Raw genomic sequence first — 15,377 nt, 5'->3', positions numbered from 1 at the left:
CGATGAGGCGAAGCATGACGAATTCCCATTATGGGAAGACAAACGGGAGAATCCCGCAGACCCGCCAAATTCTCATTTTACTGTTATATTTCAACAGGTTGGTGGTGCGAACTGCGGGACTCGAACCCGCACGCCCTTACGGGCTGGAGATTTTAAGTCTCCTGCGTCTACCATTCCGCCAAGTTCGCTTAATAGGCAGGGCGATAGTGTGTCCATGCCGTCTGGGGTTTGATATGCCGCGTTTTAGCATGATGGGGCGTGGCGGCAAGGGGCGTTTTTATCGCATGCTCAATAACTGGCTGCCGTGGCGTTTGAGCCATGCTTCAGCCTGCTTGCGATGCGGGGTTAACGTATCAACAAAAGCCCAGAATGCCGGGCTATGATTCATGTGTTTAAGGTGGGCCAGTTCATGCGCGATAAGATAATGCCTTACGGCGTGCTCTGCCATGACAAGACGCCAGGAGAGCATGATGCGGCCGGAGCTTGAGCAGCTTCCCCATCGGGTGGACGTGTCCCTGATATCAAGGCGTGTTGGGGTCAGGTTGTTTTGTTGGGCCACTGTACGGAGTTCTTGTCCCAAAATACTCCGCGCATGGTTTTTTAGAAAATCACTGATACGACGGCTGATAAACTCTTGCTCGCCGCTGACACACAGTGCGGTTCCCTCCAGCCAGACGCCTCCGCGGGCATGGGGGTGGTGCACGATGGTATGGGGTGCACCACAAATAGGAATGATACTACCGGGCGCAAAGCTGGGGGCAGTGTTGAGCGTTGTAAGGCGCGACGTAACCCAATGGGATTGGTTTTGTAAGAACAGCAAAGCCCGTGGGCGCGGGAAATTTGGGGGGTAGGTGACAATAACTGCCTGATGTTTTGGGTCGATACGCACGGATAGCCGACGTGTGCGGTTGGAAGGCCGCCAGATTACGGGAACAGGCTGATTGTTGAGGATAAGAGTTTCGGGCGGATGACGTGTCATAAGGGGAGCATGGCCTCCCAGTAAGAGGCCACGGTGCTGCGTGAAGAAATGTTAGCTGTTTTCCGTACGCACATGACGAATGACAGGATGGTGGGGAGCCGTCGCAGGTTCGCTGGGCCATGTGACAAGGTAATCTTCCAGATCTCCCGCTTTCCGTTCACTGATGCAGCGGCCTGCGGCAGAAGCACCCGACGTAATGACGCTTTCTGCTGTGCCTGTCAGAAGGGGGTGCCAATCTGGTAAATCTTTTCCTTCCGAAAGACGACGATAGCCGCAATCGGGGGGAAGCCAGTCCAGCCCTGCCACCATTTCGGGTGTTAGCGTAATGCAGTCCTGCACTTTTCGGTGGCGTTGGGGGTAGTCCGTGCACCGGCACGTTGAGACATCCAGCAGCCGGCAGGCTACGGATGTGTAGTGAATTTCGTCTGTGTCTTCATCGCGTAATTTATGAAGGCAGCACCGACCACACCCATCGCACAGAGACTCCCACTGCTGGGTTGTCATCTGATCGAGCGGAGTGGTTTTCCAAAATTCGTTAGTGTGCGTGGGGGAGGTCATGCCCCCAAGATAAACTGCCTTGGGTTTTCAGGGAAGAGAGGCTTTCAGAAGTAAGGCTGTGCCAAAGCCGCTAAGAACACATGTCAGGATAAGGCTTACGGTCAGGGATGACCCCAATAGCGGCAGCCAGAGAAGACGAAATCGTGCGGCTCGGTTCGCCCCAAGTTCCTGTGCGGTTTGTGTCCAAACGCTGGGTGCTGATTTCAGATGTGTCAGGGGCCATAAAGAAATAGCTGGCCCGATCAAAACCCCTTGCATACAGGACAGAAGTAGCCTGTTGGCGTGAAACGGAGTTGCGATAAAGGGCAAATACAATGCCAAAATGGTAGCGGGTAATACGGTGAGCATCAGAAGAAGATGAAGTTTCTGACCCTGATGCGTGCCAAGCGCGATGCTTAGGACAGCAAAGGCCAGAGCGATGCCGGTGAAAGCCATGACCAATGCGTGCGATACAAAGAGAAAAAGAGGCAAAACAGTCACCAGCCTGACAATTACGGTTCTTCAGCCCAGCGTTCAAATCGGGCTGAAATATCTGCCAGATGACGGCTCCAGAATTCATCGTTGACCGGAATTGCAGCGGGCAGATGCTGGGCTTCAGGCGAAAATGTGCTGATTTCCGCTAAAGACGGAAGGGACGGCCACGCATTGGCAAAAGCCTGCTTCTGGGCCGGCTGTTCCAGCCATGACGTCAGAGCGAGGGCTGCATTGTTCTGGGCCGAACTGTTCGGCACACCCCAAGCGTAATTGACCTGGAGTCTCTGGGCCCAGAACAGGCCGAAGCGGGCTCTTTCTGGTGCCGGAAGGCTCAGGATTTCCCCGGTTGGGACGCTGCCCATAAGGGCTTTTCCACTTTTAAGAATACGGGATGCGTCTTCGGGTGTTGACCACCAGATAATGTAGGGACGGATCTGGCTCAGTTTACGGAAGGCCCGTTCAAGCCCTTCTGTGCTGTCCAGAACCCGATAAAGCGCATCTGGCGCGACCCCATCGGCCAGAAGCGCGATTTCAAGTGTGGTACGGGGGTCGCGTCGCAAACTCCGGCGGCCGGGATGACGGGCAACATCCCAGAAATCGGCCCATGTGGGCGGTGTTTCAAAGCGGGAACGATCCCACGCCATGGCAAAATCGATAGCGGCAGAGGCCTGTCCACAACTGGCAGATGATTTGTCAGCGGGGTCCCGGACCAATAGCCCTAAAGAGCAGCTGATCTGAAGGGCACTGTTTTCCATCATGACAGCGGCCCAGCGATTGGGGGCCTCTGCCTCCTGCTTGCGCAGCGCGTCAATTTCGCCAGCCCATGGCGTGACGGAAACAGTTTCTTTGAGCTGCTGCCCATACGGGGAGAACAGAATTTTCTGTTGAATAGTGGCAATGGCCCCCCCGAATGTAAGCACTTTCAGGGATGGCTGGGCAATGTGGTGCACCTTGCGGACAGTATGCGTGCGGGCTTCTGTCATGCCGGGCAGCAGAACGCAGCCTGCCAGAACGGCGCTCAGGCTCCACCGGATAACAGTGGGGGCCGATGCGCGTTTGGACAGGGCCGAATGGGCTTTGCTGCTGTGTCTGACATGAAAGAATGAAAAAAACAGGGTGACCTCACGCGGTAGCTTCTTGGTTTGTTGCTATTCTAGCCTGATTTCTCATCCATCGGAAAGGCTGTAGCGCTGGCTGTTTGCCACGCCAGCAAAGCAGGGCGTCCGGGTTGAAGGTCTTTTGGCAGATGGACAGGGGGGCGATGCGCAATCAGTTCCGCTCCATCCTGCATGCGGAAGCGCATATGGATGCTTGTCCCTAAATGGCGGGCTGAAACCAGCGCGCACAGCAGCATGCCCTCACTATCTTCCGCGGCAACAGGCAGGGATCGTGGAAACAGGACAGAAAGCCGGTCAGGCGGGATGCAGATGCGGGCAAGGTCGTTATCCTCAAGCCCGGCAGCAGCCATGGCTTCGACCGTTTCGCCTGACGGAAGGCGGAGCTCCGCTGTGTCATCATCACAATACAGCACTTTGCCGGTTAAGGCGTTGGCCTCCCCAAACGCTACGGCCACCTGTTCACACACAGGACGGTCAAGCAGCGTGGGCACGGTGTCACATTGCAGTAACTGGCCGTTTTCGAGGATACCAATCCGATCCCCGAGAAGGAGCGCTTCGGCGCGATTGGCCGTAAGCAGCAGGGTGCTAAGGCCGATGGCGCGTTGCAGCTTTTCAATCAGAGCAACCAGACGGCTGATGCTGGCGGGTTGCAGGGTGGTAAAGGGGCGGTCAAGCACAATAACTTCGGGTCTGGTGACCAGAACCCGCGCAAGTTGTGCCCGAAACACCTGTTCGTCCATCAGGCGAGCGGGACGATGATTTCGGAGGGCCTCCAGACCAGTAAGGGCCAGAGTTTCTGTAACACGACGCTGGCAATCTGCCGGGGGGATGCGGCCTTCAGCCCTTAAGGGAAAAAGAACGTTTTCCGCCACGGTCAAATGGGGGAAAAGGGGTGTGTGCTGGCCTATGGTGCCCAGCCTGCGGTGCCCGGTTGGCGCATGCGTGACATCCATCCCCGCCACATGAAGAGTGCCTGCCACAGGATGCCGATGGCCTGCCAGAGCCGCGCACAAAGCCGTGAAATTTTCCTGATCGTGTCCGATTCCCAGAAGGGCCAGACACTGGCCTGACGGCACGGTAAGCGTAAGGGGAGCGCCAGACGGCAGAGACGTAAAATTGAAAAGCGCCAGTGGCGGTGGCGAGCCATGCGCGGTATGCATGCAACGATGTCCTGACAGATCCGTTAGAGTGATATCGTCAATAGATTTAGAGCGAGTAGGGTTTTCCATGTCTTCTGATAAAATCAAGGATGTAAAGGCTGCCGGCGAAAATGCAGCAGAAACAGCCCGTGACGAAATTGAAGCTGTGAAGGCGCATGTTGAGCGTCTGATCACCAAACACATTGTGCCTGCGCTGACCAACGCTGGTGGCAAGGCAGAGAATTTGACCGAGCAGGCTGTTGCCAATGCGCGTGAACTGGCCAATCATGCGCGCAACGATATTTCGAAGCAGACGCGTGGTCCGTCCTCTCTGGTCTCCATCGCCATTTCAGGCGTTGTGGGCTTTATCCTCGGTCGGCTGTCACGCTGACGCATAACGTGATCTGAACGAAGGTAGTCTCGGAGTCCATGCGTATTTTTGAACTTGGCAGGTCAGCCCTGCATGCCCAATCTCACCTCATGCAGCAGATGGCCATTCGCCTTGGCCGTCAGGCAGCATTCTTGGTGGTTGCCGCGGTGTTTGGCTTCTTTGCTCTTGTTTCCGGGCATGGACTCCTGTGGGCCCTTTTTCTGTTCACGTTTCATTGGGGCCCGGTCAGCGCAGCATTTGCCGTGTTCGCGCTTGATTTGCTTGTTGCCCTGATCTGTGTCCTGTTTGGCCGCCGTTCTTATCTGACCACGGCTGAGGTCGAGGCCCGTATCGCACGGAACCGCAGCATGACGCAGATGCGCGAATCTATTACAATGGCCGCTGTAACGGCCACTGTAGCCAGTTCTCTGGGCCGTCATGGCACCCGTAAAGTATGGGATGTTGTGCGCCGTAAAAAGGACTGAGTCCTTTTTATAAACAGCTCCGCCTTTGCCCATAGGTTCCATTCCAATTTTGCATTGGCGGGGTCGTATCTTTTCTGGGAATGATGAGCTCCGCATTTTGTAAGTGTGCAAACTGTTTGTATGCTTGCTAGCATGGGCGCTTCATGGAACCTGACCACTCTTCTCCGAACAGCATAGAAACCCGCAGGTCCTTCGGGCATCGGCTGGCGCGTCTTGCAGCCGTATGGCGGCGCGAGATTGATGCTGATTTGCGTGAATATGGTCTGACGGACGCTACCTGGCGGCCCATCTATTATCTTACCCTTTCTTGCATGCCGGTCAGGCAGACTGACCTTGCGCGCTCCCTGTCGCTGGAGGCCCCGTCGTTGGTGCGCCTGCTGGACGTGTTGGAGAAGCGCGGCTTCATTGTGCGCGAAATTGATGAAGAGGACCGGCGTTCCAAACTTGTCAGCATTACAGAAGCAGGGCGGGATATTGCGGCGCTGGTCAGCAGGGCGGCCGACCGTGTGGCCATGCGCCTGACTGCCGATGTGTCCTCTGCCGAGCTTGAACAGTGTTGCCAGATATTCGACCGTGTGGAACAGGCTGCCATAGGGCAAAAAGACCTACCGGCCAGCGAGAAAGAACCCGCACGGTGAAAACTGTAACGAGAATGGCGTCATGCTGACGGAATTCAATCTCTTCGGCGTATTTATGGCGCCGATTGTGGTCTATGCGCTGGCGGCCCTACCGCTGACGATGTTTGTACGCTTTGCGTTGTGGTGGAGCGGCCTGCTGGGCTGGTTCTGGCACATCGCCTTGTTCGAAGTTTCTCTCTACGTTTGTATTTTCTGCCTTCTGATCCTGTACGTCTGATCCTGAAAAAGGCTGTTGAGTTTCCGCAATGCCCCTTCTGCGCACCCTGATACGAGTTATCCTGACCCTTGCGGTCGTCTCAATGGCCATTGTTCTGGGGGTCACCCTCTGGAACGTGTACATGATTGCGCCATGGACCCGTGACGGCCGTGTGCGCGTGTATGTGGTCGATGTAGCCCCTGAAGTGCCCGGCACCGTGGTGCAAATTCCGGTGGTGGATAACCAGTACGTGCATAAGGGTGACCCTCTCTATGTGCTTGACCCGGTTCGGTTCCGTCTGGCCATCCGTGAGGCACAGGCCCGGCTTGATGGCGCGTTGGAAGACCTGAAGCTGAAACGGAACGATGCCCGCCGCCGTATGGGCCTGGGTGGCATTGTGTCAGCGGAAGAACAGGAAGTCTTTAACTCAAACGTGGCAACCCAGATTGCCGCAGTGGATGCGGCGCGCGCAGCCCTTGATCTGGCTAAACTGAACCTTCAGCGCTCCGTGCTGTATTCTCCAGTCAACGGGTATGTCACCAACCTGAATGTGCGGGTGGGGGATTATGCACCAGCCGGTCAGGCCCGTATGGCTGTGATTGATGCCGATTCCTACTGGGTTTACGGTTACTTTGAAGAAACAAAAATGTGGGGCGTGCATGTGGGTGATGAAGCCCGCGTGAAGCTGATGGGCTACAAGCCTATTCTGACCGGGCACGTTGTCAGCATTGCCCGTGGTATTAACGATACTAACGGCACGCCGGACAAACTGGGCCTGCAGGATGTGAACCCGATCTTTACCTGGGTGCGTCTGGCACAGCGTATCCCTGTGCGTATTCATCTTGACCATGTGCCGGACAGCGTGACGCTGGCTGCCGGTATGACAGCCACTGTCAGCGTTGGGCCGGAACCACGGGGCCGTCGCGGCAAGCTGACGACCTGGCTGCAAGATCATCTCTGAGCGCGGCAGGAAACACACAACATGAAGGTTTGTCGTCGCCTCGGTCTGTTTATGGCGTCCAGCATGCTGCTTACAGCCTGCACGGTTGGGCCCAATTATCAGCCTGACCGTATGAAGGTGCCTGCGCAGTTCAAGGAAGCGGCAGAGGAGCATCCTGCCACCCCTGCGGAAATTGAACGCACCAACAAGGAAATGACCGAGTGGTGGTCTTCCTTCAATGACCCGATGCTGACCAGTCTGGTTCAGCAGGCCATTGAAGGTAACTTTGACCTGCAAATTGCAGGGCAGCGTATTCTGGCCGAGCGCGCCATTCGCGACCGTTCAGCATCACAATGGTATCCACAGATGGATGCCAATATGGGTGGCGGGGATGTCCGCTATTCCATTAACATTGATAACTGGCCCATTCGTCCCGGTAATCCGCAGAACCGCCCACAAGCATCCATGTTGACCTATGGGGCCATGGCAACGTGGGAAATGGACGTATTCGGGCGTATTCGGCGCGATGTTGAAGCGCATGAACGGGCGGTTGAGGCATCCATCGAAGGGCGTCGGGCGCTGTTGATGACGCTGCTGTCTGAACTGGCGTCTGATTATATGTTGCTGCGGGTTACGCAGTTGCAGATCCATATTGCGACAGACAATATCCGCGTTGCGAAAGACGCGGTTGATCTGACCAACAAACTGTATCTGGAGGGTGTGGGAAACACCTTGCAGATCGCGCAGGCGCAGGCTGAACTGGACACCCAGATTGCGGCGCGTGAACCGCTGAAAACCCGTGTTTCACAGATTACGCATGCGATTTCGGTTCTGCTTGGTAAAATGCCGGGTGAGCTTGAAGACCAGCTCAAAGCTGTGCGTCCTCTGCCAACTGTTCCGGCGTTCCCGGCCACCATGCCGTCTATCGTCATGGCAAACCGGCCTGATATTCGGATGGCAGAGCGCAAATATGCGTTGGCAACAGCGCAGATTGGCGTAGCGGTTGCCAACCTTTACCCGCATTTTGTGATTCCGTTGACGTTCAACCCGAACGCATCGGCCATGTACCAGTTATTCCAGGTCAATGCCATGAGCTGGCAGTTCCTGATGATGGCCAGTCTGCCGTTGATGCACGGCGGCAAGATGACTGCAGAAGTCAGGGCGGCACAGGCTGCGGCGGAAGCGTCCCGCCTTGAATACCGGCAGGCTGTCCTGACTGGCTTCAAAGAAGTGGAAGATGCCATGGCCGCATGGCATGACGATATTGAATATGCCGAACAGTTACACAAGGCGGCTGAGGACAGTGCCACGGCCAGTGAACGCGCCCGCAAACTGTATGGTGCTGGGCTGGTCGGCTTTCTGGAAGTGCTGACAACCGAACGCACGACTCTGAATGCACAGAATCAGGAAGCCTTGGCCAAGCTGGAACGTCTGCGTGATGCTGTGAACCTGTACACGGCGTTGGGGGCGGGTTGGCGCGGTGTACCGCTGACCAATTCGACACTTCCTGTTTCCCTTGAAACGCAGAATGTGTTAGCGCGGGCCTTCAAGCAATAAAGCGAAGGCAAACGCCATGCGTAGCCATTCTTCCGTGTATGTTCGGCGGCTCGTGCTGATAGCGGTGTGCTTGCTGGGCGGCTTTACGCTGCTGTGTATCAGCGGCTGGTCTCTGGTGATGAACGCCAGCCCGAGCGATACCACTCTGGTAACAGTGCTACGGTGGATGCCGATTACGTTGGGTGTGGTTACTGTTCTGGCGGGTTTTTTTCTGCTGTATTTGCCAGTGCCAGAAGACCCGGAAGATTTTTTTCTTGGGACTGATGCAGATAGCACCGTTCAGAAAATGGACGGTAAATAACCTTTATGAAAAACCTCCTGACCCTATCCGGGCAGGAGGCTTTCGTTGTTAGGCGTCTGCCTTATTTCTTGGGTGCACGAACGGCTGTGACTTCAATTTCAATCAGCCAGCCTGGATTAGCCAGCTGTGCAACAGCAAAAGCCGAGCGTACGGGCAGGTTAGGCTGTTTGGCTGTGCCAAAATACTGCGTGTAAGCCTTCATCATCCCACCAAAATCAAGCTGTTTGGTTCGGGGGTCTGCTACCATATAGATGTGCATCTGAACCACATCACCCATGGTCAGGTTCAGTTTCTTCAGTTCTTCTTCGATACGCTTCAGGGACGCCAGAGTCTGTGTCTGGGTATCGCCGTAGGCTTCCAGACTTTTGGCTGGGGCTGATTTATCCTGAACGGGGGCACCCATACCGCTAAGGTAAACGGTGCTTGCGCCAGCCGGGACCTCAATGGCTGTAGAAATCGGGAAATCCCCTTCGGCGTGCCGTATGATGCCACTGTCTGCATGGGCAGAAAGAGGGGCAGCCATGGCGGCAACCAAAGCCAGCGCACCAGCGGGAAGGAAAGTTCTGGAAAGGCGCACGTTATTCATCCTCTACTGTAAGATGTGGCCGCATGTCGGCAACGTCTGAAGGTTTGAGTGTATCAGTATAGTGGTTTCCAAAGTGGGTGCGAATGTAATTCACCACGTTGGCAACCTGCTGGTCGTTCAGCATGCCAGCAAACCACGGCATGCCACCAAACCCGTTTAGAATAACAGAGGCGGGGTACTCAGCACTCTGCAACTTGGGGTTGTCTGCCAGCGCGGGAAAATGTGCGCCAGCTCCCTCGGCCCCTTTTCCGTCTGGCATATGGCAGCTTTGGCAGACATGTTTGTACACGGCTGCACCATCAGGCAGATTGCCCATTTTGCCCGCAACGGCGCTGGCGCTATCTGCGTTGGCAGTATGGGGCAGAAGACAGACTGACAGGGCAAAAAAAGCGGAAACGGTTAGGATTTTACGCATCAGGCTGCTCCCAGCGCGCGTTTGTGCAGACGGGTGACGGCATCCAGAGCGGACAGAATGGCCCCTTCCTGCCAGCAGCCGATATAGGATGCATGTTCCCCGGCAAGAACCACGCGGTTATCAACGCTACAGAGTGTTTTATAGTGCGTTTTGCGGGCTTCTTCCGTCCACATGGAACAGCAGCCCAGTGTCCATGGCACACGGCTCCATGCAAAGCTGACGCCGTTCGAAAACTCTTTGCGGTATTGCGGGTGAATGGCTGTGCCCTGCTTCAGCGCTTCTTCAATGCGCTCCTGCGGTGTCTTGCCCGCAAAATCATAAGCGGCGGGGCCAAACATATACCCGCCCAGAAGCACAGCTGGCCCTTTGGAGAAAATGCCGTGACTTGGGTAGGAAATCTGGCTGATCTGCTGGTCCGTAAAGCTGATGCCACCATAGATCTGATCGTCTTCTTCCCAAAAGCGGCGTTTGAATTCCATGCCCATCTTGACGGATGAGGCATAGGGCACGGCCATGATAGCGGCCTTCATGGAATCACTGACCTGTACATCAAGCTGGGACAGCACGGACAACGGAATGGTGCAGACGCAATAATCCGCTTTTGCCTGGCGGACAGCGCCACCGTTTGACATATCGTTATACGTAACCGTGACACCCTGCTGGTCCTGATGCAGGGAGGTAACTTTGCAATTCAGGGTAATCAGGTCTTTGACCTGCCGTGTAAAGCCTTTGCCAATCTGGTCCATGCCGCCAACGGGCTGGAACATGGTGGTCTGCATATCAAGACGTTCATGAAACGCCATCCAGTTCCATAAACCGGATTTCATGACATCCTGCCGGTCAAACAGGTCAGAAGGGATGGGGGCACCGTCAATGCCGCCTCCCTGCGGGCGTTCAAAGCCGCGGCGCAGTGAACTGGTGTTTCCTTTTTTATAGGTCAGATCAGACCCAAGCGCGCCCCAGGATTTCATGGCGTCACGGACATGGGCGCGTTCATCCGCGCTGATCACATCATCCAGCTTGTGCTGATCAATCGCTTTTGCCAGAAGTTCGGCTGTAAACCCTGTGAAATCAGAAGCAAATTCCCGATATCGGACAGCTTTGCCACCAAAAGCGCCGCTGGAGTGAAGCCAGGAATTGTGGTTCAGTTCAATAAAGGGCTCAAGTTGCACACCAAATTCACGGCAATAATGCAGTAGACCCTGATGGTGGTACGGAATACGCCACGGACCGGGGTTAATGTAATTGCCTTGTGCAAAGCCAACTTTTTGGGTGGCACCGCCCAGTTCGGTTACGGTGTCTCCCCCTCGCAGGCTGATATTGCGGCCGCCGCTGCGGCTTTGAAACTCCAGAATCTGCACATCATAACCGGCTTTGCGGAGTTCATAGGCAGAGAGCATACCCGAAAGGCCGGCCCCCAGAACCAGAATCTTGGTGCCCTTTTTGGCTCCTTTAAGAGAAGGAGATCCTTTGAAGTCCGTGCCAGCAGCATGACCAAGGCTGGTCATGGCCTGATAGAGTGCGGCACTACCGGCCAGAGTGCCGATACGCGTTAAAAGCTGGCGCCGGGTAGGGGGAAAGGAGTGATGAGCATGTGGCATCAGATAATCCCGCGATATCCTCAAAAAACCTTACACAGGAACAGGCGCGCTGCATGTATGCCGCAAGGTATGATGTCATTTCAAAATGTTCTCACTTTGGAACGATATGACATCCGTTGCGAAATGACAACATAGTAGCCATGCAAAAGAGTGTTTTGCATGGCGGCCCGGTAGGATATCAGGGGTGAAGCGTGTTGGAGAAAGTGGCCCTAGCGGGGCCAGCTCCAGTTGCGGATTTCTGGCATATCTTCACCATATTCCTGCACATAACGCTCATGCTCGGCCAGTTTGTCCCGGACAGCCTGATGGGCGTAGGCGGCTTTCGATGCCAGTTTTGGCACGCGGCGAATGACGTTGCCCACCAGATGAAACCGATCAAGGTGGTTGCGTACGGTCATGTCAAAGGGTGTGGTGGTGGTTCCTTCCTCCCTGAAGCCATGAACGTGGAAGTTGGCAGCGTTCCTGCGCTTATAGATCAGTTGGTGGATAAGCGTGGGGTAGCCATGAAAGGCAAAAATGACCGGCTTGTCTGTTGTGAACAGCGCATCAAATGTTTCGTCAGGCAGCCCGTGCGGGTGCTGTTCAGGTGTGGGTAGCGTCATGAGATCAACCACATTAATGACGCGGATTTTAAGATCAGGCAGATGGGAGTTGAGGATGCTTACGGCGGCAAGGGCTTCAAGGGTCGGAACATCCCCTGCGCAGCCTATGACAACATCGGGCTCTGACTCTTTATCGTTGCTTGCCCATTCCCAGATGCCAATTCCCTGTTGGCAGTGTGTTATGGCCGCGTCTTTGTCCAACCATTGAAGTTCAGGCTGTTTGCCTGCAACAATCACATTGATGCGGTCCCGGCTGCGCAGGCAGTGATCTGCAACACATAGCAGCGTATTGGCATCCGGCGGCAGATAGATACGCACCGTCTCAGGTTTCTTGTTTACCATATGGTTCAGAAAGCCGGGGTCCTGATGGCTGAAGCCGTTATGGTCCTGCCGCCAGACATGCGATGTCAGCAAATAATTCAGGGACGCAATGGGGCGTCGCCATTCGGTTTCTGCTGCTGTTTTTAACCATTTTGCATGCTGGTTCACCATGGAATCAACAATATGGATGAAGGCTTCATAACACGACATGAAGCCGTGGCGGCCTGTCAGCAAATAGCCTTCAAGCCACCCCTGACATGTGTGCTCGCTTAGAATTTCCATTACGTGCCCGTCTGGGGCCAGATGGTCATCATACGGGTAGGTTTCCGCGTTCCAGGCACGATTGGTAACATCCAGCACCGCGTTCAGACGGTTTGAATTGTTTTCGTCCGGTGAAACGACCCGGAAGTTTCGACTTTCCGCATTTGCAGCCATGACATCTTTCAACCAGTTGCCCAATATACGGGTTGATTCTGCAATGGTCTGGCCGGGGGCTGTCAGTTCAACGGCATGCGCCTGAAAGTCTGGCAGACGCAATGGCCGCATCAACGCACCGCCATTGGCATGGGGGGTGGCGCTCATCCGTTTGTTGCCCTTGGGGGCAAGTGCCGCAATGTCAGCGTTCAGGCAGCCATTTTCATCAAACAGGTCTGCGGGCTTGTAAGACCGCATCCAGTCTTCCAGCACAGCCAGATGGCCGGGTTTATTCATATGATCGACCGGCACCTGATGGGACCGCCAGAACCCTTCGGTGCGTAGGCCATCAACTGTTTTAGGGCCTGTCCATCCTTTGGGGCTGCGCAGCACAATCATGGGCCATGTGGGGCGCTGGGTGTCATTGTGTGTGCGGGCGTTTTCCTGAATGGTACGGATCTGGGCAAAAGCGTGATCCATAGCGGTGGCCATGGCCTGATGCATGGGGTCAGGATCATGGCCCTCGACAAAAATTGGCTCATACCCATAACCTTTCAGAAGATCACGGAGTTCCTGTTTGGGAATGCGTGCCAGAACAGTCGGGTTGGCAATTTTGTAGCCATTCAGATGCAGTATGGGCAGCACGGCCCCATCTGTTTTCGGGTCAAGAAACTTGTTTGAATGCCACGATGTTGCAAGAGGTCCGGTCTCGGCTTCTCCATCCCCGACGACGCAGGCAACAATCAGATCCGGGTTGTCAAACGCAGCCCCAAACGCGTGCGAGAGAGAATAACCAAGTTCGCCCCCTTCATGAATGGAGCCGGGGGTGGTGGCTGCCGCGTGGCTGGGAATACCGCCGGGGAACGAAAATTGACGAAAAAGGCGGGTCATGCCTTCCTCATCCTGTGTGACATCGGGAAAATAGTCTGTGTAGGTGCCTTCCATCCATGTGGAGGCAATCAGTCCGGGGGCACCGTGGCCGGGACCGGCAATAAAGAGAATGTCGTGGTTCTGCTCACGGATAATACGGTTCAGATGCAGCCAGATAAAATTCAGGCCCGGCGTTGTACCCCAGTGGCCCAGCAGCCGTTTTTTGACATCGTCCAGTTTTAGCGGTTCGCGCAGCAAGGCGTTGCGCAGAAGATAGATCTGCCCGACAGACAGATAATTGGCCGCGTGCCACCATTTGTTGAACAGGGTCAGATCATTGGCTGAAAGTGGAGCGGGAAGGGAGTGGGTGCTCATGTGAACAACGTCCTTTCAGATGTCATGGTCAGCTTGGGCGGGAAAGGTTTGATAACGGCTTCTGCGGTACCCAATGGGGCATTGTGGTTAGGGCTGCTGTGTCAGGTTTGGCGCTGTCTGGAGAACATTCAGGCAGATCATCAGTTCTTCATTGGTTGGTTCGACCCGAACGATGATGGCGCTGTCTGATGTGCTGATGACAGGGGCGTGTTGCTGGTTGGCGTTCGTGTCCAGTCTTATACCAAGCCAGCGCAGGGCAGAGCACACTTCCGACCGGAGGGCGGCATCATGTTCGCCTATTCCCGCCGTGAAAATCAGACCATCCAGTCCCCCAAGTAGCGCAGTTAGTGCGCCAATTTCACGCACCACACGGTAAGCAAACAGATCAAGCGCCTCACGCGCATTAGCGGCCTGTGAGGTTTGTTCGGCCACATGCTCGCGCAGGGAGCGCATGTCTGCGGCAACGCCTGACACACCTAACAGACCGGAATGATGGTAAAGCGTATCAACAATCGTGTGCCAGCCTGCTCCTTCTTCCTGCATCATGTACAGTAAAACGCCGGGGTCTATGGCACCGCATCGGGTGCCCATCATGAGACCATCAAGTGCAGAAAACCCCATTGTTGTTTCAACACTTTTTCCGTTTTTCAGGGCGCACAGGCTGGCTCCGCTACCCAGATGCGCCACAATGACGCGCCCTTGTGCCAGTTTGGGGTCCAGCTCTGGCAGGCGGGAGGCAATGTAAGCATAAGACAAGCCATGAAACCCATACCGTCTGACACCCACATCTTCATAATGACGGGGTATCGGCAGCAGATGTGCGATGGCGGGCATGGTGTGGTGAAAGCCAGTGTCAAAACAGGCAATCTGGGGAAGCGATGGGCGTTCCGCAGCAATGACTTTGATAGGGGCTAGGGTAACGGGTTGGTGCAATGGGGCAAACGGAGTCAGCTTTTCCAGTTCTGCCAGAATGTCAGGCGTGATGAGCACGGGTGAAATAAAATGCGGGCCGCCATGCACAACCCGATGCCCAACCGCGATAATTTTTCCGCCAGCTAGATGGCTTTCTATCCACTCAAACAATGGGCCAAGAGAAAACGGGGCGGATGCAGTGGGAGCATCCGGATGTGCCCATGTCTGATCAGCCAGAACTGTGCCGTTGCTGGCCGTTGCATGGAAACGCGGCGCATCAGGCGTTGTTTCAACAGCGCCATGAGCCAGCACGGATGGCGCGCCATCTGTGGTATCAAGCTGAAACAAGGTGAATTTCAGACTGGACGAACCACAGTTAAAAGCCAGTATGACGTCTGACACCCCGGTTTCCCTTCTCGTTATAAGGCGGATGAGACCCTATAAGGATAACGGTAACTCTGCCTATCCGTTATTGATACGGCGCACTGAGCGTGATTTTTTCAAAAAAACGTCATGCAGAGCCTGT

The 15,377-nt window shown here is 55.2% G+C and carries 17 protein-coding genes and 1 tRNA gene; 7 read left to right on the top strand and 11 right to left on the bottom strand.

Translation table 11 applies throughout. The features are described 5' to 3' along the window. Positions 1 to 102: 102 nt before the first annotated feature. The 6 genes from Abin_RS00735 to Abin_RS00710 all read right to left on the bottom strand — a co-directional run bounded on the left by Abin_RS00735 (position 103) and on the right by Abin_RS00710 (position 4,289). Positions 103 to 188 (bottom strand) — tRNA-Leu (locus Abin_RS00735). 89 nt (positions 189 to 277) lie between these two features. Next, positions 278 to 979, bottom strand: coding sequence for a M48 family metallopeptidase (locus Abin_RS00730; protein ID WP_048844445.1), 702 nt, complete (start codon positions 977 to 979; stop codon positions 278 to 280). Positions 980 to 1,030: 51 nt separating this feature from the next. Further along, positions 1,031 to 1,537 (bottom strand): YcgN family cysteine cluster protein, encoded by a 507-nt coding sequence (locus Abin_RS00725; protein WP_048844444.1) that lies wholly within the window; start codon positions 1,535 to 1,537, stop codon positions 1,031 to 1,033. A 27-nt stretch (positions 1,538 to 1,564) separates the two neighbouring features. After that, on the bottom strand, positions 1,565 to 2,008 hold the full coding sequence (locus tag Abin_RS00720) for a hypothetical protein (RefSeq protein ID WP_143217164.1): 444 nt from the start codon (positions 2,006 to 2,008) through the stop codon (positions 1,565 to 1,567). Between the two features lie 20 nt (positions 2,009 to 2,028). Beyond that, positions 2,029 to 2,994 (bottom strand): extracellular solute-binding protein, encoded by a 966-nt coding sequence (locus tag Abin_RS00715; protein WP_255319319.1) that lies wholly within the window; start codon positions 2,992 to 2,994, stop codon positions 2,029 to 2,031. A gap of 170 nt (positions 2,995 to 3,164) precedes the next feature. Next, on the bottom strand, positions 3,165 to 4,289 hold the full coding sequence (locus tag Abin_RS00710) for an ABC transporter ATP-binding protein (RefSeq protein ID WP_048844441.1): 1,125 nt from the start codon (positions 4,287 to 4,289) through the stop codon (positions 3,165 to 3,167). Positions 4,290 to 4,356: 67 nt separating this feature from the next. Here Abin_RS00710 and Abin_RS00705 point away from each other — a divergent pair, with 67 nt between their 5' ends. The 7 genes from Abin_RS00705 (at position 4,357) to Abin_RS00675 (ending at position 8,755) form a co-directional block, all read left to right on the top strand. Then, complete coding sequence (locus tag Abin_RS00705; protein WP_048844440.1) at positions 4,357 to 4,659, top strand: hypothetical protein; 303 nt, start codon at positions 4,357 to 4,359, stop codon at positions 4,657 to 4,659. 38 nt (positions 4,660 to 4,697) lie between these two features. Then, on the top strand, positions 4,698 to 5,123 hold the full coding sequence (locus Abin_RS00700) for a phage holin family protein (RefSeq protein WP_048844439.1): 426 nt from the start codon (positions 4,698 to 4,700) through the stop codon (positions 5,121 to 5,123). 143 nt (positions 5,124 to 5,266) lie between these two features. Further along, a complete protein-coding gene (locus Abin_RS00695) occupies positions 5,267 to 5,761 on the top strand; it encodes a MarR family winged helix-turn-helix transcriptional regulator (RefSeq protein WP_048844438.1) in 495 nt (164 codons plus the stop codon). 22 nt (positions 5,762 to 5,783) lie between these two features. Further along, positions 5,784 to 5,978, top strand: a complete 195-nt coding sequence (locus Abin_RS00690) for a DUF1656 domain-containing protein (protein WP_048844437.1) — start codon at positions 5,784 to 5,786, stop codon at positions 5,976 to 5,978. Between the two features lie 28 nt (positions 5,979 to 6,006). Then, a complete protein-coding gene (locus tag Abin_RS00685; RefSeq protein ID WP_048844436.1) occupies positions 6,007 to 6,918 on the top strand; it encodes a biotin/lipoyl-binding protein in 912 nt (303 codons plus the stop codon). Positions 6,919 to 6,939: 21 nt separating this feature from the next. Continuing rightward, a complete protein-coding gene (locus Abin_RS00680) occupies positions 6,940 to 8,454 on the top strand; it encodes an efflux transporter outer membrane subunit (protein WP_048844435.1) in 1,515 nt (504 codons plus the stop codon). A gap of 16 nt (positions 8,455 to 8,470) precedes the next feature. Then, positions 8,471 to 8,755: a hypothetical protein gene (locus Abin_RS00675; RefSeq protein ID WP_048844434.1), complete on the top strand. Its 285-nt coding sequence runs from the start codon at positions 8,471 to 8,473 to the stop codon at positions 8,753 to 8,755. A gap of 61 nt (positions 8,756 to 8,816) precedes the next feature. Here the strand turns inward: Abin_RS00675 and Abin_RS00670 are convergent, their stop codons facing one another. From Abin_RS00670 to Abin_RS00650, 5 genes are all read right to left on the bottom strand, one after another. Further along, entirely contained in the window at positions 8,817 to 9,278 is a 462-nt protein-coding gene (locus tag Abin_RS00670) for a RidA family protein (protein ID WP_237595567.1), read from the bottom strand. 55 nt (positions 9,279 to 9,333) lie between these two features. Next, entirely contained in the window at positions 9,334 to 9,756 is a 423-nt protein-coding gene (locus tag Abin_RS00665) for a c-type cytochrome (protein WP_048844432.1), read from the bottom strand. Then, a complete protein-coding gene (locus tag Abin_RS00660; protein ID WP_048844431.1) occupies positions 9,756 to 11,357 on the bottom strand; it encodes a flavin monoamine oxidase family protein in 1,602 nt (533 codons plus the stop codon). Before Abin_RS00660 ends, Abin_RS00665 begins: the two co-directional genes overlap by 1 nt. A gap of 209 nt (positions 11,358 to 11,566) precedes the next feature. Beyond that, on the bottom strand, positions 11,567 to 13,939 hold the full coding sequence (locus tag Abin_RS00655) for a phosphoketolase family protein (RefSeq protein WP_048844430.1): 2,373 nt from the start codon (positions 13,937 to 13,939) through the stop codon (positions 11,567 to 11,569). Positions 13,940 to 14,026: 87 nt separating this feature from the next. Next, positions 14,027 to 15,253: an acetate/propionate family kinase gene (locus Abin_RS00650; RefSeq protein ID WP_048844429.1), complete on the bottom strand. Its 1,227-nt coding sequence runs from the start codon at positions 15,251 to 15,253 to the stop codon at positions 14,027 to 14,029. Positions 15,254 to 15,377 lie beyond the last annotated feature (124 nt).

It is taken from the genome of Acetobacter indonesiensis, assembly GCF_000963945.1.
GTDB lineage: Bacteria > Pseudomonadota > Alphaproteobacteria > Acetobacterales > Acetobacteraceae > Acetobacter > Acetobacter indonesiensis.
This window is presented reverse-complemented; position numbering and strand designations above follow the sequence as displayed.